A 21,118-nucleotide genomic window follows, 5' to 3' on the forward strand; every position below is an offset into this window, starting at 1 on the left:
AAGCGTCGGCTCACGCTACCGGGTGACGCAGAGCCCGCGCACACGTGTGTGGCGGCAGTAACAAGATCCTTCCCCGCGACGCTGTTGAGACGGGCACCGCACCGGGTCTCAGGCGGCCTGGAGCTCCAGCCGGGCGCCGAACTCCCGGACGGCGGGCTCGTCCGCGTACGGCTCCAGCCGCTGTTGCAGGTCGTCCAGGTACTCGGCACCCCGCGACGACCGCAGCGTGCCCAGGAGTTCGGCCGCGCGCGTACCCGTGTGGCAGGCGGCCTCCACCTCGCGCTGCTGGACCTGCGCGGTGGCCAGCAGGACCAGCCCGATCGCCCGCCGCCGCGCCCGTGTCCCGGGGTGACCGTCCAGCGCCTCGCCGGCCGCCCTCGCCGCTTCCTCGGGCCGGCCCAGGTCCCGGTAGCAGTGGGCCAGCTCGTCCGCGAGGTACGCCCGGTCGAAGTGGGCGATCCAGGCGGGGTCGTCGCCCGCCTCCGGATCGCTCCGGTCCATCGCGGTCACCGCCCGCGCCGCCACCTCCTGGCACGTGCGCAGATCACCGAGCAGGGCGTGCCCGCGCGCCTCGGCCGCCAGGAACATCGCCTCCGCCCGCGGCGGCACGTGCCCCCGTGCGCCCTCCTGCGCCGCTCGCGCCAACTGGGCGATCTCGCGCGGGTTGCCGAGCTGGGCCGCCAGGTGGCTCATGGACGCGGCCAGGACGTACCCGCCGTACCCGCGGTCGCCGGCCGCCTGCGCCAGCCGCAGCGCCTGGATGTAGTACCGCTGCGCCAGCCCGGGTTGCCCGGTGTCCACCGCCATGTACCCGGCGAGCTCCGTCAACCGGGCCACGGCGGCGAAGAGTTGCCGGCCGACGGTGTCCCGGTACGAGCCGGACAGCAGCCCCGACACCACGCTGTTCAGGTAGTGCACCACCACGGGCCGCACGTGCCCGCTGCCGAACCGGTGGTCCAGGTCGACCAGCGCGGCCGTCATCGCCCGTACCGCCTCGACGTCCGCCGCCCCGACCCGCGAGCCCGCCTGCCGGGCCACCTGCGGGTCGGCGCCCGTGATCAGCCAGTCTCTGCTGGGCTCCACCAGCGCGGACGCCGCCACCGTCGAGCCGGACAGGAAGTCGCGCCGGCCCACGTCGCTGCGCCACAGCTCGCAGACCTGCTCGATGGCGCCGAGCACGGTCGGCGAGAACTGGAGGCCCACGCCGGAGGCCAGGTTCTTGCCGTTGGCCATGCCGATCTCGTCGATCGTGACCGTGCGCCCCAGCTTCCGGCCGAGGGCCTCGGCGATGATCCCGGGGGCCCGGCCGCGCGGCTGCTGGCCGCGCAGCCAGCGGGCCACCGACGTCTTGTCGTACCGCAGGTCGAGCCCGCGCTCCTGCCCCACCATGTTCACGCGGCGGGCGAGCCCGGCGTTGGAGCACCCTGCTTCCTGGATGAGAGCCTGTAGCCGTTCGTTCGGCTGACGGGCGACGAGCGGCCTCGCTGCCATTGACTACCCCCTGTTGCCGCGGTGATCAGTCCCGCTGATCACTGCCCGGCTGATATGCGGAGAATGCAGAAGTTGACCTGCGAATACTGACGAAACCGATGAAGGACCGAGAAGGGCACGCACAGTTACGGAAGTGGGCGGAAGGCGCGGGAAGCGCCGGTCGTACGCAAAGGTCCGATGAAGCCCGATACGTCGTGCAATAGCCTGAGACGGTCACCTCCCCCGACTGTGGCTACCCGCGCACCGCTTCCGGTCCCCATGCGCGCCCCCGTTCGTGCATCCGTGCGCCCCGGATGCCGAATCGATGCTCCTCGGCCTCCCTTCCCGCGCCCCGTAACCCCCGCTGGGGTGGGGAGTTGAGTCCTTTCGTGGAAGAGACCATCGGAGTCACGGAAGCCGCACAGATCCCCAAGCAGCGCGGCGAGCAACTGCTGGACTGCGCCGTGCGGTATGCGGAAGAGCGGCACTGGGACGTGTTCCCCGGCACCTGGCTGGAGGCGGTCGACGGCCACGAGCGGTGCTCGTGCGGCGAGACCGCGTGCCCCGCGGCGGGGGCGCACCCGGCCCGGCCGGACTGGGCGACCCAGGCGACGGGCAGCGCCGTGGTGGCGCGCCGGCTGTGGGGGAAGCAGCCGAGGGCGTCGATCCTGCTGCCGACGGGCCGTACCTTCGACGCGCTGGACGTGCCGGAGGCGGCGGGCTTCCTGGCGCTGGCGCGGATGGAGCGGATGGACCTGACGCTCGGCCCGGTCACCTGCACCCCGGACCGCCGGATGCTGTTCTTCGTGCTGCCCGGTGCCGCCGTGAAGGTGCCGGACCTGGTGCGCAAGCTGGGCTGGTCGCCGACCGGCATCGACCTGGTGGCCCGGGGCGAGGGCGAGTACGTGGCGGCGCCGCCGACCCGGGTGGGCGGTTACGGCGCGGTGCAGTGGGCCCGCCGCCCCACGCCGGCGAACCGGTGGCTGCCGGACGTCGAGGAGCTGATCAGCCCGCTGGCCTACGCGTGCGCCCGCGAGGCCGCCGACGCCAGGGAGGCCGCGGCCGCCCGGGCCCGCCAGGGCTGACCGGGGCCCGGCGGGGCGAGGGACGAGGGACGAGGTGGCGGGCGGAGTGCCGAGGACGGCGCCGCCCGCCGCTCGCGTCCGGGGGCCGGGCCAGCGGCCCCGGCGTCATGGGCCCGGCGCGGGGCGGAGGTCAGGGACGGGCGGGGATTCGGGACGGGCGGGGATTCGGGGCGGGCGGGGGTTCGGGGCGGGCACGGCGGGCGGGTGCCTTCAGGCTGTCAGGACACCGTCGAGGAACGGGCTGATGGCGGTGCGCCAGCCGTCGGGCCGGTCGTAGTGGACGAGGTGGCCGGCGTCGGGGACCTCGGCGTACCGGCCGTGGGGCAGGACGCGGACCATCTCCTGCGCCTCCGCGCGGCCCAGTTCGCCGTCGAGGCCCCGGACGACGAGGGTGGGGCAGCGGACCTGTGCGAGGGAGTCCCAGTGGGCGTCGTACACCCAGGTCTCCCGGGAGGTGAGCATCTGGCGGCGGGAGAAGAGGGGGCGCCAGCCGTCGGGGCCCTCGGTCATGACCTCGGCGAAGAACTCGCCGCGGGCCAGGTTGGGGCGCTCCACCCAGGGGTCGTCCTCGCCGAACCACTTGCGGACGTCGGCGAGCGTGGCGAACGGCAGGGGCCAGGCGCGGAACCAGTCCTCCCATTCGCGCTGGGAAGCGGCGCCGAGGGCGGAGGCCCGCATGTCGCAGATGACCAGGGCCCGGACGAGGTCGGGGCGCTCGGCGGCGAGCTGCCAGGCGGTCAGGGCGCCCATGGAGTGGCCGATGAGGGTGACGGGCGCGAGCCCGAGCTGTTCGATCGCGGCGGCGGCGTCCGCCACGTACGCCTCGCGGGTGAAGGGGCCGTCGGCCGGCTTGTCGCTGCGGCCGTGCCCCCGCTGGTCGAGCGCGACGGCCCGGTGCCGCTCGGCGAGCCAGCGGGCGGTGGAGGCCCAGTGCGAGGCGCGGCCCATCAGGCCGTGGAGGAGGAGCACCCCGGGCGCCTGCTCGGCGTCCGCGGGCGTGCGGCCCTTGGGCGGGTCGGCGAACTCCCAGGCGGCGAGGCGTAAGCCGTCGGCTCCGGTCAGGTCGATGCGTCGCACCATGTGTCCTGACACCCCCTTCTGTCACGTGCACGGGCCAGACTATCGAACCTGTATTCGAAAACTGGGGTTCCAGCCGCAACACCGCTCGTTCGAGTGACCCGGCTCCAGGGTTGACGGCCGCCGCCGAGGGGAGATCTTCATCGGGAGGCGGGCCGCTCGGGGAAAACGGTCCGAGGGGATTGACCCTGAGAGCTCGGGGCTCCGGGTCAGCACAGGGGAGGTCGGGCCCCGGCGCCGTGCGGCGCCGGGGCTCTCCCCATGTCGGGGGCGTCCAGGCGGGCGCATCACCCTGCCCCTCCCCGGGCGCGGGGACTCGGCCCACGCCCACTCACGTCATATGCCTGAGCCAAGACTGGCACGGGAGCCGCCCCGGCGCTGCCATTCCGCTCGAAAGCGCGTTCCGTGACGGGTGGGGCGGACGCGCCGCCCGGCCCGGGGACCCGGGCAGGGCACCGGACGACGCTCCGGGAGCCGGTGCGGGACGGGGCACCCGCCCCGCCGCACCGGAGGTCAGCGCTTGGCGACGAAGACGTGCGACGCCACGTCGGCGCCCAGCTCGGCGGCCTCGCCGCTGCTGCCGACCAGCACCCCGCCGGGCGACTCCGTCACGCTCACCACCGAACCGGGCTGCACGCCCGCCCGGCGCAGCGTGTACATGAGCTGGGCGTCCGTCTGGATCGGCTCGCCGATCCGGCGCACCACCACGGTCTTGCCCTCCGGGCCCGCGTCGAGCTCGGCCAGCGACACCATGCCCTCGTCCAGGAACGCCTCGGTCTCGGCCTTCTCGCCCAGCTCCTCCAGGCCCGGGATCGGGTTGCCGTACGGGGACTCGGTGGGGTGCCGCAGCAGCTCCAGCACCCGGCGCTCCACCGCCTCGCTCATCACGTGCTCCCAGCGGCAGGCCTCGGCGTGGACCTGCTCCCACTCCAGGCCGATCACATCGACCAGCAGGCACTCGGCGAGCCGGTGCTTGCGCATCACACGGGTGGCCAAGCGGCGTCCCTCGTCGGTCAGCTCCAGGTGCCGGTCGCCCGCGACGGTCACCAGACCGTCCCGCTCCATCCGGGCCACCGTCTGGCTGACGGTCGGCCCGCTCTGGTCGAGCCGCTCGGCGATGCGGGCGCGCATGGGCACCACACCTTCCTCTTCCAGCTCGAGGATGGTGCGGAGATACATCTCCGTGGTGTCGATCAGTCCGGACATTCGTGCCCCTCGAAAGATTCGTGCGCTGGCCCTGACTCAATTCTTGCGCATCGCGCCGACAACCGTGCCGTCCCGCGAGGAGCCGGTATTGACAGAGCAATGGTCCAGACCGCAACGTGATCCGCGACACGGAGAGAAGGGGCCTGACGCCATGGCTGACACCACCGGCGGGAGCGAGCTGGCCGGACGGTTCTTCGACGCCGCGATCGGCCTGCTCCGGCGCGTGCGGGACGAAGAGGCGCCGAACATCGCGGCCGCGGGCGCGGCCATCGCCGACACCGTCGCCTCGGGCGGCCGCGTGTTCGCCTTCGGCGCCGGCCACTCGTCGCTCGCCGCCCAGGACGTCGTCTACCGCGCCGGCGGGCTCGCGCTGGTGAACCTGCTCGCCGTGCCCGGCGTCGTCGGCGTCGACGTCATGCCCGCGACGCTCGGCTCCGCCCTGGAGCGGGTGGACGGGCTGGCCGGGGCGGTGCTGGACTCCTCGCCCGCCCGGGCCGGAGACGTCCTGGTCGTGGTGTCGCTGTCGGGGCGCAACGCCCTGCCCGTCGAGATGGCGATGAACGCCCGCGCGCTCGGCCTGAAGACCATCGGGGTGACGTCGGTGGCGTACGCGGAGGAGACGAAGTCCCGGCACGCGTCGGGCACCTTCCTCAAGGACCACTGCGACGTCGTCCTGGACTCCAAGATCGCCGTGGGGGACGCGGAACTCACCCACGAGGGCGTCGAGGCACCGTTCGCCCCCGCGTCCACCGTCGTCACCAGCGCCCTGATGCAGGCCGTGATGGCCGCCGCCACGGAGGAGCTGGTGGCGCGCGGCATCGAACCGCCGCTGCTGCGCTCCGGCAACGTCGACGGGGGCCACGAGTGGAACGGCCGGGTGATGACCGAGTACGCGGACCGCATCTTCTTCCGCCACTAGGGAGCGTCCGCGCAAGTCTCGCCCGGCCCGCCCGGAGGACGGGACGTCGCGGACACGACGGGCCGCCCGTCAGCCGGCGGCGGCCCCCGCCAGGTCCACCGCCGCCGCGACGCGCACCGCGACGCTCTCGGCGTACACCGCGTCCGGGCGCTCGAAGGCCGGGCGCGAACCGGAGCGGAGGAAGGTGACGACGCCGAGCGTCCGGCCCCGGCTGCGGAGCACCGTGCACAGGGCGTGCGCGGCGTCCCCGGGCCACTGCCGCTCGGCGGCCCACGCCTCGGACGAGCTGCTGGCCCGCACCGAGCCCGCCCGCTCCATCGCCTGGAGCGCCGGGTGGCCCGCGGCGTACCGGACCGGGATGCCGCCACCGGCGGGGCGGGCCACCGGACCGGGCTCGCCGGTCGGGGAGGCGGCCGCCCGGACGAGCCGGCCGCCCTCGGCGAGGTCCACCAGCGCGTGGTCGGCGAACCCGGCCAGCGCGAAGTCCAGGTAGGTCGCCGCCGCCTCCATCGGGTCCTCGCACTCGGCGGCCGCACCGCCCGCCCGGTGGAGCTGACTGGTCCGGAACCGCAGCCGGTCGGCCTCCTGTTCCGCCAGCTTGGCGTCCGTCACGTCCTGGAACAGCCAGCCGACCCCGAGCGGCACCGGCTCCTCCGCGAGCGGCGACGCCAGCCGCAGGAAGCCGCTGCGCCAGCAGCGCCGCCGCTCGCCCTGCGCCGTCCTGAGCGTCACCCACAGCTCGACCGGCGCCCGGGGCGGGCCTTCGGCGAGGACGTGGTGGAGCGCGCCCTCCAGTTCCTCCACGCCCTGCACGACCACCTCGCCGAGCGGCCGGCCGAGCAGGCCGGTCCGCCCGGCGCCGAGCGCCCGTGCGGCGTGGACGTTCACGACGGTGGGGCGGAGGTCGACGTCGACCAGGACGACGCCCCAGGAGGCGTCGTCGAACAGGGCCTCGCTCAGGGCGATGGACCGCTCCAGGTCGATCTGGGCGTGCACCTCGCTGAACGCGCAGTACACCCCGGCCGGCCGGCCGTCCGCGCCGCGCACCCCGGCGGACTGCGTCCGCACCAGGACGCGGCCGCCGTCCTTGCGGACCAGGGCGAACTCGTGGACCTGGCGGCCCGGCGCGTCCATGACGGCCATCAGCCGCCGGCGCACCTCGTCGGCGTCGGCGCTGCGCACGGCCCAGCCGGCGAACCCGCTGCGCCCGACGGCCTCCTCGGCGCTCCACCCGAGGATCCGCTCGGCCTCGCGGTTCCAGTGGGTGATCACGCCCTCGGCGTCGAACGCGCACAGCGCGGCGTCCATCCCGTCGAGCAGCGCGGCGAGCAGATCGGCCCCCGGCCCGAGAGCCTTGGCGGTCTCGCTCCTGGACGCACTCATCCCGGCACCCCCTGCAGGACGTGTACTCACGTGCATGTGCACGCCACCGGTCATTCAACTGGAACGTGACCCAGGGCACACCCGGTTCCCGGAAATCGCCCGCCGAGAAAAAACGGTTGTGGGGCGCGGACGGGGTTCCTAGGGTGTGGAGCACACGAAGAAAGGAGGTGATCCGGAAGTGGTTTCTTTTCGGATGCGTGAGGTGACTGCGGGCTGAGGCCCGTTGTCGCACTCTGTGCAACGTCGGCAGGCCTCCTGCCGCAATCCCCAGCAGTCACCGACCCGCGGGCTCGCCGGCACATCCGGCCGGCCTCTCCGTCAGGAGAGCCAAGAGCCCGCGGGTTTCCGCTTGTCCGGGGTCTCCGCTTGTCCGGGGTCCCCGCCCGCCGGTGCCCGCCCGCGTCCGGCCCGTGTTCCCGCGTACGGCGGCGGCTGAGTACCCGGCCCGGCGGCTCTGAGTACGGGGACGGTGTCCGCCCCGTCGCCGGCCCCGCAGCATGTCGGCATGGACACGACCGACGACCCCTTCGCCCCCAGCACCCGGGCGGTGCGCTTCCTCGCCGGCACCGGGCTGGTGCTGCTGGCGTTCGCCTTCGTCATGACCCTGGTGGTGCTGCTGCGGCAGAGCTACGCGGGCGACGGCGTCGCCGGCCCGCTCGCCGGTCTGGCCATGTGGTCGCTGGGGCTCTCGGCGCTCGTGGGGCTCTGGGCGGCGTGCCTGCCCGTCGACGCGGTGGGCCACCGGGTGCGGCGGGCGGCGGTGTGCGTCCAGTACGCGGCGATGGTGGCGGGACCCCTCATGGCGGCGGTCGACCCGGCGTGACGCGGCCCGCCGCGGGTCAGGGCGACAGCCGCTCGACCCGCCAGGCCTCGCCGTCGCGGACGTACCGCAGCCGGTCGTGGAGGCGGTTCTCGTGGCCCTGCCAGAACTCGACCGTCGCGGGCTCGACGCGGAACCCGCCCCAGTGCGGCGGGACCGGCACCTGCTCGCCCTCCGGGTAGCGGGCCGCCAGCTCCTCGTACCGGGCGACCAGCTCCGCCCGGGAGGCGATCACCGAGGACTGCTCGCTCGCCCAGGCGCCGAGCTGGGAGCCGTGCGGGCGGGTGCGGAAGTAGGCGGCCGTCTCGTCCCGCCCGACGCGCGACGCCGTGCCGGTGACCATGACCTGGCGGGCGACCGGGTGCCAGGGGAAGAGCAGCGAGACGTACGGGTTGGTCTCCAGCTCCGCGCCCTTGCGGGAGCCGTAATTCGTGAAGAAGACGAACCCGCGGACGTCGTAGTGCTTCAGGAGCACCGTCCGCGACGACGGCCGGCCGTCGGGCGTGGCCGTCGAGACGATCATGGCGTTCGGCTCGACGATCGCCTCGCTGTCGGCGGCGTCCTTGAACCAGCGCGCGAACTGTTCCATCGGCCCGTCCGCGAGGTCCGACTCCAGGAACTCGGCGGTGCGGTACTGCTCGCGCATGTCGGCGGGATCGAGCGCTGCTGGATCGAGAGCGTCTGTCACAGGGCCATCCTGCCGTAGCCGCCCAGTCTGCCCGGCACCGCGTGCCACTAATCTCCCTGACCGGTTCGGCGCAGTGTGCCGGATGTCACGCTTCCCCGCATCCGACGAACCCGACAGACTCTTGGGCTGGGTCACTGTCCCCTCCCTACGACGGTGAGGATGACCACCAGTCGTACGGGGCATCACCGCACCACCGGAAGACACCCCGGACTGCCGCAACCTGTCGCACACCTCACGAGGAGCCGCCTGATGTCCGACTTCGTACCCGGACTCGAAGGAGTCGTCGCGTTCGAGACGGAGATCGCCGAACCGGACAAGGAGGGCGGCGCGCTCCGCTACCGCGGCGTCGACATCGAGGACCTGGTGGGCCAGGTCTCCTTCGGGAACGTCTGGGGCCTGCTGGTCGACGGGGCGTTCAACCCCGGTCTGCCGCCCGCCGAGCCGTTCCCGATCCCGGTCCACTCCGGTGACATCCGGGTCGACGTCCAGTCCGCGCTCGCGATGCTCGCGCCCGTCTGGGGCCTGAAGCCGCTGCTGGACATCGACGAGGAGGAGGCCCGCGACGACCTGGCGCGCGCCGCCGTGATGGCCCTGTCGTACGTCGCCCAGTCGGCGCGCGGCCAGGGGCTGCCGATGGTTCCGCAGAGCGAGATCGACAAGGCGGAGTCCGTCGTCGAGCGCTTCATGATCCGCTGGCGCGGTGAGCCGGACCCCAAGCACGTCAAGGCCGTCGACGCGTACTGGACGTCCGCCGCCGAGCACGGCATGAACGCCTCCACCTTCACCGCCCGTGTCATCGCCTCCACCGGCGCGGACGTGGCCGCGGCCCTGTCGGGTGCCGTCGGCGCCATGTCGGGCCCGCTGCACGGCGGGGCGCCCTCCCGGGTGCTGGGCATGATCGAGGAGATCGAGCGCACCGGTGACGCCGGCGCCTACGTCCGCAAGGCCCTCGACAAGGGCGAGCGCCTGATGGGCTTCGGCCACCGGGTGTACCGCGCCGAGGACCCGCGCGCCCGGGTGCTGCGCCGTACCGCCAAGGAGCTGGGCGCGCCCCGCTTCGAGGTGGCCGAGGCGCTGGAGAAGGCCGCCCTGGAGGAGCTGCACAACCGCCGCCCGGACCGGGTCCTGGCGACGAACGTGGAGTTCTGGGCGGCGATCATGCTGGACTTCGCGGAGGTCCCGGCGCACATGTTCACGTCGATGTTCACCTGCGCCCGGACGGCCGGCTGGTCCGCGCACATCCTGGAGCAGAAGCGCACCGGCCGCCTGGTCCGCCCCTCGGCCCGCTACGTGGGTCCCGGCCCGCGCAGCCCGCGCGAGGTCCAGGGCTACCAGGACATCGCCGGCTGAGGTCGTACGCACACGGCGCCGTACCTGCTCAGGGGCGGCGCCGTTCGCGTGCGGCGGCTCAGTCCAGGACGTCGTCCAGGAGGGCGGCCCACTGGGCCACCACCCGCTCGCGGCGCGCCGAGTCGTCCGTGAGGAGGTTGGCCAGGCCCAGTCCGCGGGCCATGTCGAGCAGGCCCTGGACGGTTTCGCGGACGCCGGGACGGGACTCGTCGGCACCGAGCAGGTCGACCGCGATGCGGTGGGTCTCACGGCCCACCCGGGCCTCCAGCTCGGTCACCCGGGGGCGGAGCTGCTCCTCGTCGGAGGCGGCCACCCACAGGTGCAGGGCGGCCCGGAACAGCGGCCCGGTGTAGAGGCCCACCAGGGCGGACACGACGTCGGCGCGGCCCTGGACGGGCAGGGCACGCAGTGCCTGGGAGCGCTCCTCGGCGACGTACTCGACCGCCGCGGTGAACAGGTCCTCCCGGGTCGGGAAGTGGTGCTGTGCCGCGCCGCGCGAGACGCCCGCCCGCTCGGCGACGACGGAGACGGTCGAGCCGGCCCAGCCGCGTTCGGCGAGGCAGGCGACCGCCGCCGCGAGGAGCCGCTGCCGGGTGGCCCGGCTGCGGTCCTGCTTCGGCTCCTTCGTGGCTGTCGTCACACCACCCATGCAGGGTCCCGTCGTTCGAGGAAGGCGGTCATGCCCTCGCGTGCCTCCGCCGAGGCGAAGAGCGAGGCCGAGCGCTGTACGAGGTCCTCCGCGTCGCGCTCGAACGTCTCCAGCACCCTAGCCGTGACCAGCCTCTTGGCCTCGGCCAGCCCCTGCGGGGAGGCCTTGCGCAGCCCGTCCAGCACCGGGGCGAGAACACCGTCGACGCCGTCCACACCGTCCCCGACGACCGTGACCAGGCCGATCCGGGCCGCCTCGGCCGCGTCGAACCGCTCCCCGGTGAGGTAGTAGCGGGAGGCGGCCCGCGGATCGAGGCGCGGCAGCAGCGACAGGGAGATGACCGACGGGGCCACCCCGATCCGTACCTCGGTCAGGGCGAAGTCCACGCCGGTGCCGGCCGCCACGATGTCGCACGCCCCGAGGATGCCCAGCCCGCCCGCCCGGACGTGCCCGTCCACCCGGGCCACCACCGGCTTGGGCAGCTCGACGATCGCCCGCAGCAGCGCCACGAAGGTGTACGGGCTGGGCGGTGCCTTCAGGTCGGCGCCGGCGCTGAAGGTGGGCCCGGTGTGGGTGAGCACCACCGCCCGGACCGCCGGGTCCTTGCCGCAGTCGTCCAGCGCCCCGGCCAGTTCGCCGACGAGCCGCGCCGACAGGGCGTTGCGGTTGTCCGGAGAATCCAGCGTCAGGGTCGTGATGCCCCGCTCGTGCGCGGTGGTGACGAGACTCGTCATGCGCCTTCCCGCTCCCTCAGTTCGCGCCGGAGTATCTTCCCCGACGCCGCCCTCGGCACGCCCTCGACGAACTCGACGCGCCGGATCTTCTTGTACGGGGCGACCTTCCCCGCCACGAAGGCGATGATGTCGTCGCCCGTCAGTCCGGTGGTGCCGGGTTGCGGAACGACGAACGCCTTCGGCACCTCGTTGCCGTCCTCGTCGTACACCCCGATCACGGCCGCGTCGGCGACCGACCCGTGGGTCAGCAGCAGTGCTTCCAGCTCGGCCGGGGCGACCTGGAAGCCCTTGTACTTGATCAGTTCCTTGACCCGGTCGACGACGAACAGCCAGCCGTCGTCGTCGACCCGGCCGATGTCCCCGGTGTGCACCCAGCCGTCGGAGTCGATCAGCGCGGCGGTGGCGTCGGGCCGGCCCAGGTAGCCCTTCATGACCTGCGGGCCGCGGATCGCGATCTCGCCCTCCTGCCCGGGCGGGACGTCCTTGCCGGATTCGTCCAGGGACAGCAGTCGCATCTCGGTGCTGGGCAGCAGTCTGCCCACCGTGCCGGGCGGGGGGGCGATGGCGTCCAGGGGGACGACGTGCGTGCCGGGCGACAGTTCGGTCATCCCGTACGCCTGCCGCACCGGGGGCAGGCCCAGGCGGGCGGAGCACGCCTCGGCGAGGCGGGCGTCGAGCGGGGCGGCGGCGCTGACGACGTACTCCAGCGACGACAGGTCGTACCGCTCGACCGCCGGGTGCTTGGCGAGCGCCAGGACGATCGGCGGGGCGACGTACAGGGCGTTGATGCGGTGCTTCTCGATCGCCGCGAGGAACCGGTCGATCTCGAAGCGGGGCAGGACGACGACGGTGGCGCCCATCCGCAGCGGGGCGTTCAGCAGGGCGGTCAGCCCGTAGATGTGGAAGAAGGGCAGCACCGCCAGGACGCGGTCACCCGGGCCCATGGGGATGGTCGGCTCGAGCTGGGCCAGGTTGGTGGCGATGGAGCGGTGGGTGAGCATGACGCCCTTGGGGACGCCGGTGGTGCCCGAGGAGTAGGGCAGGGCGGCGAGGTCTTCGTCCGGGTCGATGGGGACGGCCGGTTCGGGGGCGGTCGAGCCGAGCATGTCCAGGACGGACCGGTGCCCCTCGGCCTCGTCGCAGACGAAGACCTCGGCGATCCCGCCCGCCAGCTCGGCCGCCCGCCGCGCGGTGGGCAGGAGCGGGGAGACGGTGACGATCCAGCGGGCGGAGGAGTCCCGGAGCTGTGTGGCGAACTCCTCGGGGGTGGCCAGCGGGTGGACGGTGGTGACGGCCGCCCCGGCGCGCGTCGCGCCGTAGAAGACGACCGGGTAGGCGACCGTGTTGGGGCTGTGCAGGGCGAGGACGTCGCCCTTGCGCAGGCCCGCCTCGGCGAGCGCGGCGGCGACCCGCCGGTGGTACGTGTCGAGCTGCCCGTAGGTGAGGGTGAGGTCGCCCGCCCCGTCGACGAGGGCGGTCTCGCCGGCGTACACGGCGGCCGAGCTGGCCAGCACCGCGTCGTGGATGGGGAGGGAAACGGTCGGGACGTCCGCGTACGCGCTGTGGAACACCATCACGGCTCCTGTCGGTACGGCTGCCGGCGCCTGGCTCAGTACGACTTGGGCAGGCCCAGGGTCTGGTGGGACACGTAGTTGAGAATCATTTCCCGGCTTACCGGAGCGATGCGTGCCACTCGTGAGGCGGTGATGAGCGAGGCGAGGCCGTACTCGCGCGTGAGGCCGTTGCCGCCGAGGGTGTGCACGGCACTGTCGACGGCCCGCACGCACGCCTCGGCGGCGGCGTACTTGGCCATGTTGGCGGCCTCACCCGCACCGGTGTCGTCGCCCGCGTCGTACAGGTGGGCGGCCTTGCGCGTCATCAGGCCGGCCAGCTCCAGCTCGATGTGGGCCTGGGCGAGGGGGTGGGCGATGGCCTGGTGGGCGCCGATGGGGGCCTGCCACACCTGGCGGTCCTTGGCGTACCCGACGGCGGTGGCGAGCGCGTACCGGCCCATCCCCAGGGCGAACGCGGCGGTCATGATCCGCTCGGGGTTGAGCCCCGCGAAGAGCTGGAGCAGCCCGGCGTCCTCGTCGCCGACGAGCGCGTCGGCGGGCAGCCGCACGTCGTCGAAGGTCAGCTCGAACTGCTTCTCGTGGGCGTGCAGTTCCATGTCGATGCGCCGGCGGCCGTAACCGGGGGCGTCGCGCGGGACGACGAACAGGCAGGGCTTGAGCCGCCCGCTGCGGGCGTCCTCGGTGCGGCCGACGACAAGGGTGGCGTCGGCGATGTCGACGCCGGAGATGAACACCTTGCGGCCGGTGAGGACCCAGTCGTCCCCGTCGCGGCGGGCGGTGGTGGTGATGCGGTGGGAGTTGGAGCCCGCGTCGGGCTCGGTGATGCCGAAGGCCATGGTGCGGGTGCCGTCGGCCAGGCCCGGGAGCCACCTGCCCTTCTGCTCCTCGGTGCCGAAGCGGGCGATGACGGTGCCGCAGATGGCGGGCGAGACGACCATCATCAGCAGCGGGCAGCCCGCCGCGCCCAGTTCCTCCAGCACGAGGGACAGTTCGGCCATGCCGCCGCCCCCGCCGCCGTACTCCTCGGGCAGGTTGACGCCGAGGTAGCCGAGCTTGCCGGCCTCCGCCCAGAGGGCCTCGCGGTCGTGCTCGCGCCCGTGGCGGCGGCCGAGGGCGGCGACGGCCGTGCGCAGGGCGGACTGCTCCTCGGTCTCGATGACTCCGGTCATGCCTGTTCCTCCTGTACGTGCTGTACGACGGCGAGCAGGGCACCGACCTCGACCTGGTGGCCGGGGACGGCGTGGAGCGCGGTGAGCGTGCCGGAGGCGGGAGCGGTGACGCGGTGCTCCATCTTCATGGCCTCCAGCCAGACGAGGGGCTGCCCGGCCTCGACGTGGTCGCCGGCCGCCACGTCGGCCACCCGGACGACGGTGCCGGGCATGGGCGCGAGCAGGGAGCCGGGCGCGGTGCGCTCGGCCGGGTCGGTGAACCGGGGGTGGGCGGTCAGCCGGTGGCCGTTCACATGGACGGCGCCGTCCCCGTGGGCGGCCACCGTGAAGCGCCGGACGACGCCGCGCGCCTCCAGGCGCACGCACCCGGGCGCGGCGGCCACCACCCGGACGTCCGGGTGGGACTCGACGGTGAACCCGCCGTCCCGGGTGGGCCGGTAGCGCACCTCGTGGTCGCCGTACCGGGCGGTCTGCGGCTGCGACGGTACGTTCCGGAAGGCGCCGAACCGGCCGGAGCGGCCGGCCGCGGCGGCGAGCGCGGCGGCGACGGCCGCGTACTCCTCGCCGGGCGCGGGGGCGGTCAGTTCGGCCAGGTGCCGCCCGTAGAACCCGGTGTCGAGGCGCCCGGCCACGAAGTCGGGGTGCCGCAGCGAGGCCACGAGCAGGTCCCGGTTGGTGACGGGCCCGTGCACGCGGGCGTGTGCGAGGGCGTGGGCCAGCTTGCGGACGGCCTCCTCCCGGGTGGGCGCGTGGGCGACCACCTTGGCGAGCATGGCGTCGTAGTGGACGCCGACGGTGTCCCCGGCGGCGTACCCGGCGTCGACGCGCAGCCCTTCGCCGGCGGGGACGTCCAGCGCGTGCAGGACGCCCGTCTGCGGGGCCCAGTCCCGGGCCGGGTCCTCCGCGTAGAGCCGGGCCTCCACGGCGTGGCCGGCCGGGGCGGGGGGTTCCGGGGGGAGGGCGGCGCCCTCGGCGATCCGGAGCTGGTGGGCGACCAGGTCCAGGCCGAAGACGGCCTCCGTGACGGGGTGTTCGACCTGGAGCCGGGTGTTCATCTCCAGGAAGTACGCCCGCTCCCCGGCGACCAGGAACTCGACGGTGCCCGCGCCGGCGTAGCCCACCGCCCTGGCGGCCGCGACGGCCGAGGCGTGCAGCGTCTCGCGGAGGGCGGGGCCGAGGCCCGGCGCGGGGGCCTCCTCGACGACCTTCTGGTGCCGGCGCTGGAGCGAGCAGTCGCGGGTGCCGAGCGTCCACACCGTGCCGTGCGCGTCGGCGAGGACCTGCACCTCGACGTGGCGGCCGCGTTCGACGTACGGCTCCGCGAACACCTCGCCGTCGCCGAACGCCGACCGGGCCTCGGCGGCGGCCGCCGCCAGTTCGCCGGGCAGGGCGGCCAGGTCGCGCACCACCCGCATGCCCCGGCCGCCGCCGCCCGCGGCCGCCTTGAGCAGCAGCGGCAGGTCCTCCTCGGTGGCCGTCGCCGGGTCGACGGGTGCCAGCAGCGGCACGCCCGCGGCGGCCATCAGCTCCTTGGCGCGCGTCTTGGACGCCATCGTCTCGACGGCCTTCGGCGGCGGGCCGACCCAGGTCAGGCCCGCGTCGGTGACGGCCCGTGCGAAGTCGGCGTTCTCGGAGAGGAACCCGTAGCCGGGGTGCACCGCGTCGGCACCCGCCGCGAGGGCGGCCCGCACGACCAGGTCGCCGCGCAGGTAGGTGTCGGCGGGCGCCGCGCCCGGCAGCCGTACCGCCGCGTCGGCCTCACGGACGTGCAGGGCGTCCGCGTCGGGGTCGGCGTACACCGCCACCGTGCCGATGCCCAGCGTCCGGCAGGTGCGGAAGACGCGGCAGGCGATCTCGGTGCGGTTGGCGACAAGGACGGTGAAGATCATGGGGTGGTCCTCACATCCGGAAGACGCCGAAGCCGCCGCGCGCGCCTTCGACCGGGGCGGTGTGGATGGCCGACAGGCACAGTCCGAGGACCGTGCGGGTGTCGCGCGGGTCGATCACTCCGTCGTCGTACAGCCGCCCCGACAGGAACATCGGCAGGGACTCGGTCTCGATCTGCCGCTCCACCATGGCGCGCAGCGCGGCGTCGCCCTCCTCGTCGTACGGCTGCCCCTTGGCGGCGGCCGAGGCGCGGGCGACGATCGACAGGACGCCGGCGAGCTGCTGGGGGCCCATGACGGCGGACTTGGCGCTGGGCCAGGCGAACAGGAACCGGGGGTCGTAGGCGCGGCCGCACATGCCGTAGTGCCCGGCGCCGTACGAGGCGCCCAGGAGGACCGACAGGTGCGGGACCTTCGAGTTGGCCACGGCGTTGATCATCATGGCGCCGTGCTTGATGATGCCTCCCTGCTCGTACTCCTTGCCGACCATGTAGCCGGTGGTGTTGTGCAGGAAGAGCAGCGGCACGTCCCGCTGGTTGGCGAGCTGGATGAACTGCGCCGCCTTCTGGGACTCGGCGGAGAACAGCACCCCCTGGGCGTTGGCGAGGATCCCGACCGGATAGCCGTGCAGGGCGGCCCAGCCGGTGGTGAGGGAGGGCCCGTACAGCGGCTTGAACTCGTCGAAGTCGGAGCCGTCGACGATCCGGGCGATGACCTCGCGCGGGTCGAAAGGGGTCTTCAGGTCGCCGGGGACGATGCCGAGGAGCTCCTCGGGGTCGTACTTCGGGGGTGCGGCCGGGCCGGGGTCGGGGTGGGCCTTGCGGTGGTTGAGGCGGGCGACGATCCGGCGGGCCCGGCGGATCGCGTCGGGCTCGTCGAGGGCGTAGTGGTCGGCGAGCCCGGACACGCGCGCGTGCATCTCGGCGCCGCCCAGGGACTCGTCGTCGCTCTCCTCCCCGGTGGCCATCCTCACCAGCGGCGGGCCGCCGAGGAACACCTTCGACCGCTCCTTGATCATCACCGTGTGGTCGGACATGCCGGGGATGTACGCGCCGCCCGCCGTGGAGTTGCCGAAGACGACGGCGACGGTGGGGATCCCGGCGGCCGACAGCCGTGTGATGTCGCGGAACAGCGCCCCGCCGGGGATGAAGATCTCCTTCTGGGAGGGCAGGTCGGCGCCGCCGGACTCGACGAGGGCGACGCAGGGCAGGCGGTTGGCGTACGCGATCTCGTTGGCGCGCAGGGCCTTCCTCAGCGTCCAGGGGTTGGACGCGCCGCCGCGTACGGTCGGGTCGTTGGCGGTGATCAGGCACTCGACGCCCTCGACGACCCCGATGCCGGTGACGATCGAGGCGCCGACCGGGTGGTCGCTGCCCCAGGCGGCGAGCGGGGACAGTTCGAGGAACGGGGAGTCGGGGTCGAGCAGCAGCTCGATCCGTTCGCGGGCCAGGAGCTTGCCGCGCCCCCGGTGCCGGTCGGTGTACTTCTCGCCGCCGCCGGCGAGGGCCTTGGCGTGCTCGGCCTCCAGTTCGGTGAGTTTGGCGAGCATGGCCGCGCGGTGGGCGGCGTAGTCGGGGCCGGCCGTGTCGAGGGCGGTGGGCAGGGCGGTCACAGCAGGACCTCCGGTACGTCGAGGTGGCGGGCGCGCAGCCATTCGCCCAGCGCCTTGGCCTGCGGGTCGAACCGGGCCTGGGCGGCGACCCCTTCGCCGAGCAGCCCGGTGACGGTGAAGTTCAGCGCGCGGAGGTTCGGCAGGACGTGCCGGGTGACGGGCAGGTCCCGTGTCTCGGGGAGCAGGGCGCGCAGCCGGTCGGTGGTCAGCGTGTGGGCGAGCCAGCGCCAGGCCTCCTCGGTGGGCGCCCACACCCCGACGTTGGCGTCGCCGCCCTTGTCGCCGCTCCGGGCCCCGGCGACCAGCCCGAGCGGGGCGCGGCGCACCGGGCCGGGCGGGAGGGGGGCGGGCGGGGGCGGCTCGGGGACGGGTGCCAGGGCCCGGGTGCGCACCGGCGGCGGGATGACCTCGCGCCGGCCGTCCGGGAGCACGGCGGTGTGCGTGACGGTGCCGGGGTCGACGTACATCGCCTCGAACACGCCGTAGGGGGCGCCCTTCCCGGGCGGGGCGGTGACGTGGAAGCCGGGGTAGCTGCCGAGGGCCAGTTCGACGGCCGCGCCGCTCACGGCCCGGCCCACGGCGTCGGGGTCGGGGTCCCGGACGACCAGCCGCAGCAGGGCGCTGGCCGTCTCCTCGGTGGCGGCGTCCGGCCGGTCGGTGCGGGCCAGCTCCCACCGCACCTCGGCGGGCTTCGTCGTGAGGGCGTCCTCCATCTGCTCGCGCACCAGCCGCGCCTTGGCCTCGACGTCGAGGCCGGTCAGCACGAACACCACCTCGTTGCGCCAGCCGCCGAGCCGGTTCAGCCCGGCCTTCAGCGCCGGGGGCGGTGCCTCCCCGCGCACGCCGGAGATCCGCACCCGGTCCGGGCCGTCGGGGTCCAGGCGGACGGTGTCGAGCCGGGTGGTGACGTCCGGTCCCGGGTACCGGGCGCCCGCCGTCTCGTACAGGAGCTGGGCGGTGACCGTGCCGGTGTCGACGAGCCCGCCGGTGCCGTCGTGCTTGGTGATGACGGCGGTCCCGTCCTGGTGGAGTTCGGCGAGCGGGAAGCCGGGGCGGCGCACGTCGTGGCGGGCGAAGAACGCGTAGTTGCCGCCGGTGGCCTGGGTGCCGCACTCCAGGACGTGCCCGGCGGCGACCGCGCCCGCGAGCCGGTCGTACTCCTCGGGCCCCCACCCGAACCACCAGGCCGCCGGACCGCTGACCAGGGCGGCGTCCGTGACGCGGCCGGTGACCACGACGTCGGCCCCGGCGCGCAGGCAGGCGGTGATGCCGCCGCCGCCCAGGTAGGCGTTGGCCGTCAGGGCCCCGTCCGGCACGGGGAGGTGGTCGCCCTCGACATGGGCGACGCGCACCTCCGGCAGGCCGAGGCGGGCGGCGAGGGCGCGCAGCGCGTCGGCGAGGCCGGCCGGGTTGAGGCCGCCGGCGTTGGTGACGACCTTGACGCCCCGGTCGTGGGCGAGGCCCAGGCCCTCCTCCATCTGGCGCAGGAAGGTCTTGGCGTAGCCGAGTCCCGGGTCCTTGAGCCGGTCGCGGCCGAGGATGAGCATGGTCAGTTCGGCGAGGTAGTCGCCGGTGAGGACGTCGAGGGCGCCGCCGGTGAGCATCTCACGCACGGCGTCGGAGCGGTCGCCGTAGAAGCCGGAGGCGTTGCCGATCCGCAGCGGCCGCCTCACCGGGCCCCCTTGGCGGGGCGGCCGGGGCCGGCCGGGCCGGCGAAGGCCTGCGCGATGTCCAGCCACCGGTCGGCGTCGGGGCCCTCCGCGCGCAGCGCCACGTCGTCGCGGTGGGCGCGCTGGGTGACGAGGAGGCAGAAGTCGAGGGCGGGGCCGGTGATCCGCTGGGCGGCGTCCTCGGGACCGTAGGTCCACACGCCGGAGCCGTCCGGTGCGGTCAGCTCCACGCGGAAGGGCGCGGCGGGCGGGGTGAGGCCCCGGACCGCGTAGGCGTAGTCGCGGGCGCGGACGCCGATCCAGGCGACGTGCCGGAGGCGCACGGTAGGGGTGCGGGTGACGCCGAGTGCGTCGGCGACGTCCTGGCCGTGGGCCCAGGTCTCCATCAGGCGGGCGGTCGCCATGGCGGCGGCGCTCATGGGCGGGCCGTACCAGGGGAACCGGGCTCCGGCGGGGGCGGCGGCGAGGGCGGCGTGGAGGCGGGCGCGGCCGTCGCGCCAGCGGGCGAGGAGAGCGGGTGGCGGGTCGGCGGCCCCCGCGTCCGCCCCCTCGTCGACGAAGGTGTCCGGGGCCTTCAGTGCCTGTTCGACGTGCGCGGTGAAGGCGTCCGGGTCGGTGAGGGCGAGCAGGGCGGCGTCGTCGGTCCACGCCAGGTGGGCGATCTGGTGGGCGACGGTCCAGCGGGGCGCCGGGGTGGGGGTGGCCCAGCCGTCAGGTTCCAGGTCCGCGACCAGCCGGTCGAGTTCCTCGCTCTCGTCGCGCAGGTCGTCCAGCAGGACATCGGACACGGGGCGCTCCCTCCGGGACACGGCAGTGCGTGCCCCGGAGCATGGCAGCGGCCCGAGAAACAAGCAAGCGTGCTTGCTTTACTTTTTCGCCATCTGGGACCGCACGGCGCCCATGCTCGCCGCGATGACCAGCGCGATCGCCAACGCGTCGACGAGGGAAAGGGCTTGATGCAGGACGAGGAAGCCGGCGGTCGCCGCGATGGCGGGCTCCAGGCTCATCAGGATGGCGAAGGTCGGCGCGGGCAGCCGGCGCAGCGCGAGCAGTTCCAGGGTGTACGGCAGGACGGACGACATCAGCGCGACGGCCAGGCCCAGCCCGACCGTCGACGGCACCAGCAGTTTCGACCCGGCTTCGGCGATGCCCAGCGGCAGGGTCAGCACCGCGCCGAAGGCCATCGCCAGCGCCAGCCCGTCCGCCTGCGGGAACCGCCGCCCGGTGCGGGCGCTGAAGACGATGTACGCGGCCCACATCGCGCCCGCCGCGAGGGCGAACGCCGCGCCCACCGGGTCCAGCCGGTCGAAGCCGCCCCCGCTCAGCAGCACCACGCCGCCCAGCGCCAGGCCCGCCCACACGAGGTTGACCAGCCTCCGCGAGGCGATCACCGACAGGACGAGCGGGCCGAGCACCTCCAGGGTGACGGCGGCGCCCAGCGGGATGCGGTCGGCGGACTGGTAGAAGAGGACGTTCATCCCCGCCATGGCGGTGCCGAAGGCCACCACCGTCCCCCAGTCGGCCCGGGTGTACCCGCGCACGGTGGGCCGGCACACCGCCAGCAGCACCACGGCGGCCAGCACCAGCCGCAGGGTGACCACCCCGAGCGCTCCGGCGCGGGGCATCAGCAGCACCGCGACGGCCGAGCCGAACTGCACGGACAGCCCGCCGGCCACCACCAGCGCGACCGGGCCGAGGCCCCCTCGCCGCTGTCCGGCACCCTCCGGGTGCGCGGCGGCGGCCTCGGGCAGCGCGACGGCGGGGGCGTCTGCGGTACGGGTGGTGTCGTTCACACCGGGACCCTCAGGACTTTCTCTCGCACGGTA

18 protein-coding genes are annotated in these 21,118 nt (G+C 74.3%); 4 read left to right on the top strand and 14 right to left on the bottom strand.

All coding sequences use genetic code 11. The features are described from left to right. Window positions 1-108: 108 nt before the first annotated feature. On the bottom strand, window positions 109-1,491 hold the full coding sequence (locus tag ACZ7LK_RS21255; RefSeq protein WP_392275062.1) for a transcriptional regulator: 1,383 nt from the start codon (window positions 1,489-1,491) through the stop codon (window positions 109-111). Between the two features lie 368 nt (window positions 1,492-1,859). On the opposite strand from ACZ7LK_RS21255, the gene ACZ7LK_RS21260 reads away from it, so the two are divergent. Further along, on the top strand, window positions 1,860-2,555 hold the full coding sequence (locus ACZ7LK_RS21260) for a bifunctional DNA primase/polymerase (RefSeq protein ID WP_392275061.1): 696 nt from the start codon (window positions 1,860-1,862) through the stop codon (window positions 2,553-2,555). A gap of 210 nt (window positions 2,556-2,765) precedes the next feature. Here the strand turns inward: ACZ7LK_RS21260 and ACZ7LK_RS21265 are convergent, their stop codons facing one another. Together ACZ7LK_RS21265 and ACZ7LK_RS21270 are read right to left on the bottom strand one after the other, a co-directional pair. Further along, window positions 2,766-3,635 carry an alpha/beta fold hydrolase gene (locus ACZ7LK_RS21265; RefSeq protein WP_471142621.1) on the bottom strand — a complete coding sequence of 290 codons (870 nt, stop codon included), beginning with the start codon at window positions 3,633-3,635 and terminating at the stop codon, window positions 2,766-2,768. A 510-nt stretch (window positions 3,636-4,145) separates the two neighbouring features. After that, window positions 4,146-4,838 (bottom strand): metal-dependent transcriptional regulator, encoded by a 693-nt coding sequence (locus ACZ7LK_RS21270; RefSeq protein WP_392275059.1) that lies wholly within the window; start codon window positions 4,836-4,838, stop codon window positions 4,146-4,148. A 151-nt stretch (window positions 4,839-4,989) separates the two neighbouring features. Here ACZ7LK_RS21270 and ACZ7LK_RS21275 point away from each other — a divergent pair, with 151 nt between their 5' ends. Next, entirely contained in the window at window positions 4,990-5,757 is a 768-nt protein-coding gene (locus ACZ7LK_RS21275) for an SIS domain-containing protein (protein WP_392275058.1), read from the top strand. 69 nt (window positions 5,758-5,826) lie between these two features. On the opposite strand, the gene ACZ7LK_RS21280 is transcribed toward ACZ7LK_RS21275, so the two are convergent. Then, window positions 5,827-7,140 (bottom strand): PAS domain-containing protein, encoded by a 1,314-nt coding sequence (locus tag ACZ7LK_RS21280; RefSeq protein ID WP_392275057.1) that lies wholly within the window; start codon window positions 7,138-7,140, stop codon window positions 5,827-5,829. Window positions 7,141-7,645: 505 nt separating this feature from the next. Between ACZ7LK_RS21280 and ACZ7LK_RS21285 the strand changes: the two genes are divergently transcribed. Continuing rightward, window positions 7,646-7,963: a hypothetical protein gene (locus ACZ7LK_RS21285; RefSeq protein WP_392275056.1), complete on the top strand. Its 318-nt coding sequence runs from the start codon at window positions 7,646-7,648 to the stop codon at window positions 7,961-7,963. 16 nt (window positions 7,964-7,979) lie between these two features. Here ACZ7LK_RS21285 and pdxH read toward each other — a convergent pair whose 3' ends face one another. Then, window positions 7,980-8,606, bottom strand: coding sequence for a pyridoxamine 5'-phosphate oxidase (gene pdxH / locus ACZ7LK_RS21290; protein WP_469461320.1), 627 nt, complete (start codon window positions 8,604-8,606; stop codon window positions 7,980-7,982). Window positions 8,607-8,897: 291 nt separating this feature from the next. Between pdxH and ACZ7LK_RS21295 the strand changes: the two genes are divergently transcribed. Further along, a complete protein-coding gene (locus ACZ7LK_RS21295) occupies window positions 8,898-9,998 on the top strand; it encodes a citrate synthase 2 (RefSeq protein ID WP_392275055.1) in 1,101 nt (366 codons plus the stop codon). A 58-nt stretch (window positions 9,999-10,056) separates the two neighbouring features. On the opposite strand, the gene ACZ7LK_RS21300 is transcribed toward ACZ7LK_RS21295, so the two are convergent. The 9 genes from ACZ7LK_RS21300 to ACZ7LK_RS21340 form a co-directional block, all read right to left on the bottom strand. Then, the gene (locus ACZ7LK_RS21300; protein ID WP_392275054.1) at window positions 10,057-10,647 is read right to left on the bottom strand and encodes a TetR/AcrR family transcriptional regulator; all 591 of its coding nucleotides are present in this window, start codon (window positions 10,645-10,647) and stop codon (window positions 10,057-10,059) included. Continuing rightward, window positions 10,635-11,381: an enoyl-CoA hydratase family protein gene (locus tag ACZ7LK_RS21305; protein ID WP_392275053.1), complete on the bottom strand. Its 747-nt coding sequence runs from the start codon at window positions 11,379-11,381 to the stop codon at window positions 10,635-10,637. The genes ACZ7LK_RS21300 and ACZ7LK_RS21305 overlap by 13 nt, the downstream gene beginning before the upstream one ends. Then, window positions 11,378-12,955 (bottom strand): 4-coumarate--CoA ligase family protein, encoded by a 1,578-nt coding sequence (locus ACZ7LK_RS21310; RefSeq protein WP_392275052.1) that lies wholly within the window; start codon window positions 12,953-12,955, stop codon window positions 11,378-11,380. Before ACZ7LK_RS21310 ends, ACZ7LK_RS21305 begins: the two co-directional genes overlap by 4 nt. Window positions 12,956-12,990: 35 nt before the next feature. Beyond that, window positions 12,991-14,124 carry an acyl-CoA dehydrogenase family protein gene (locus tag ACZ7LK_RS21315; protein WP_471142628.1) on the bottom strand — a complete coding sequence of 378 codons (1,134 nt, stop codon included), beginning with the start codon at window positions 14,122-14,124 and terminating at the stop codon, window positions 12,991-12,993. Then, entirely contained in the window at window positions 14,121-16,013 is a 1,893-nt protein-coding gene (locus ACZ7LK_RS21320; RefSeq protein WP_471142630.1) for an ATP-binding protein, read from the bottom strand. The genes ACZ7LK_RS21315 and ACZ7LK_RS21320 overlap by 4 nt, the downstream gene beginning before the upstream one ends. Before the next feature lie 10 nt (window positions 16,014-16,023). Then, a complete protein-coding gene (locus tag ACZ7LK_RS21325) occupies window positions 16,024-17,622 on the bottom strand; it encodes an acyl-CoA carboxylase subunit beta (protein ID WP_471142633.1) in 1,599 nt (532 codons plus the stop codon). After that, a complete protein-coding gene (locus tag ACZ7LK_RS21330) occupies window positions 17,619-19,295 on the bottom strand; it encodes an acyclic terpene utilization AtuA family protein (protein ID WP_392275048.1) in 1,677 nt (558 codons plus the stop codon). The genes ACZ7LK_RS21325 and ACZ7LK_RS21330 overlap by 4 nt, the downstream gene beginning before the upstream one ends. Then, a complete protein-coding gene (locus ACZ7LK_RS21335; protein ID WP_471142636.1) occupies window positions 19,292-20,080 on the bottom strand; it encodes a TIGR03084 family metal-binding protein in 789 nt (262 codons plus the stop codon). Before ACZ7LK_RS21335 ends, ACZ7LK_RS21330 begins: the two co-directional genes overlap by 4 nt. Before the next feature lie 78 nt (window positions 20,081-20,158). Continuing rightward, the gene (locus ACZ7LK_RS21340; protein WP_392275046.1) at window positions 20,159-21,085 is read right to left on the bottom strand and encodes an EamA family transporter; all 927 of its coding nucleotides are present in this window, start codon (window positions 21,083-21,085) and stop codon (window positions 20,159-20,161) included. Between the last annotated feature and the right edge of the window lie 33 nt (window positions 21,086-21,118).

This window comes from Streptomyces sp. NPDC039423, assembly GCF_055598725.1.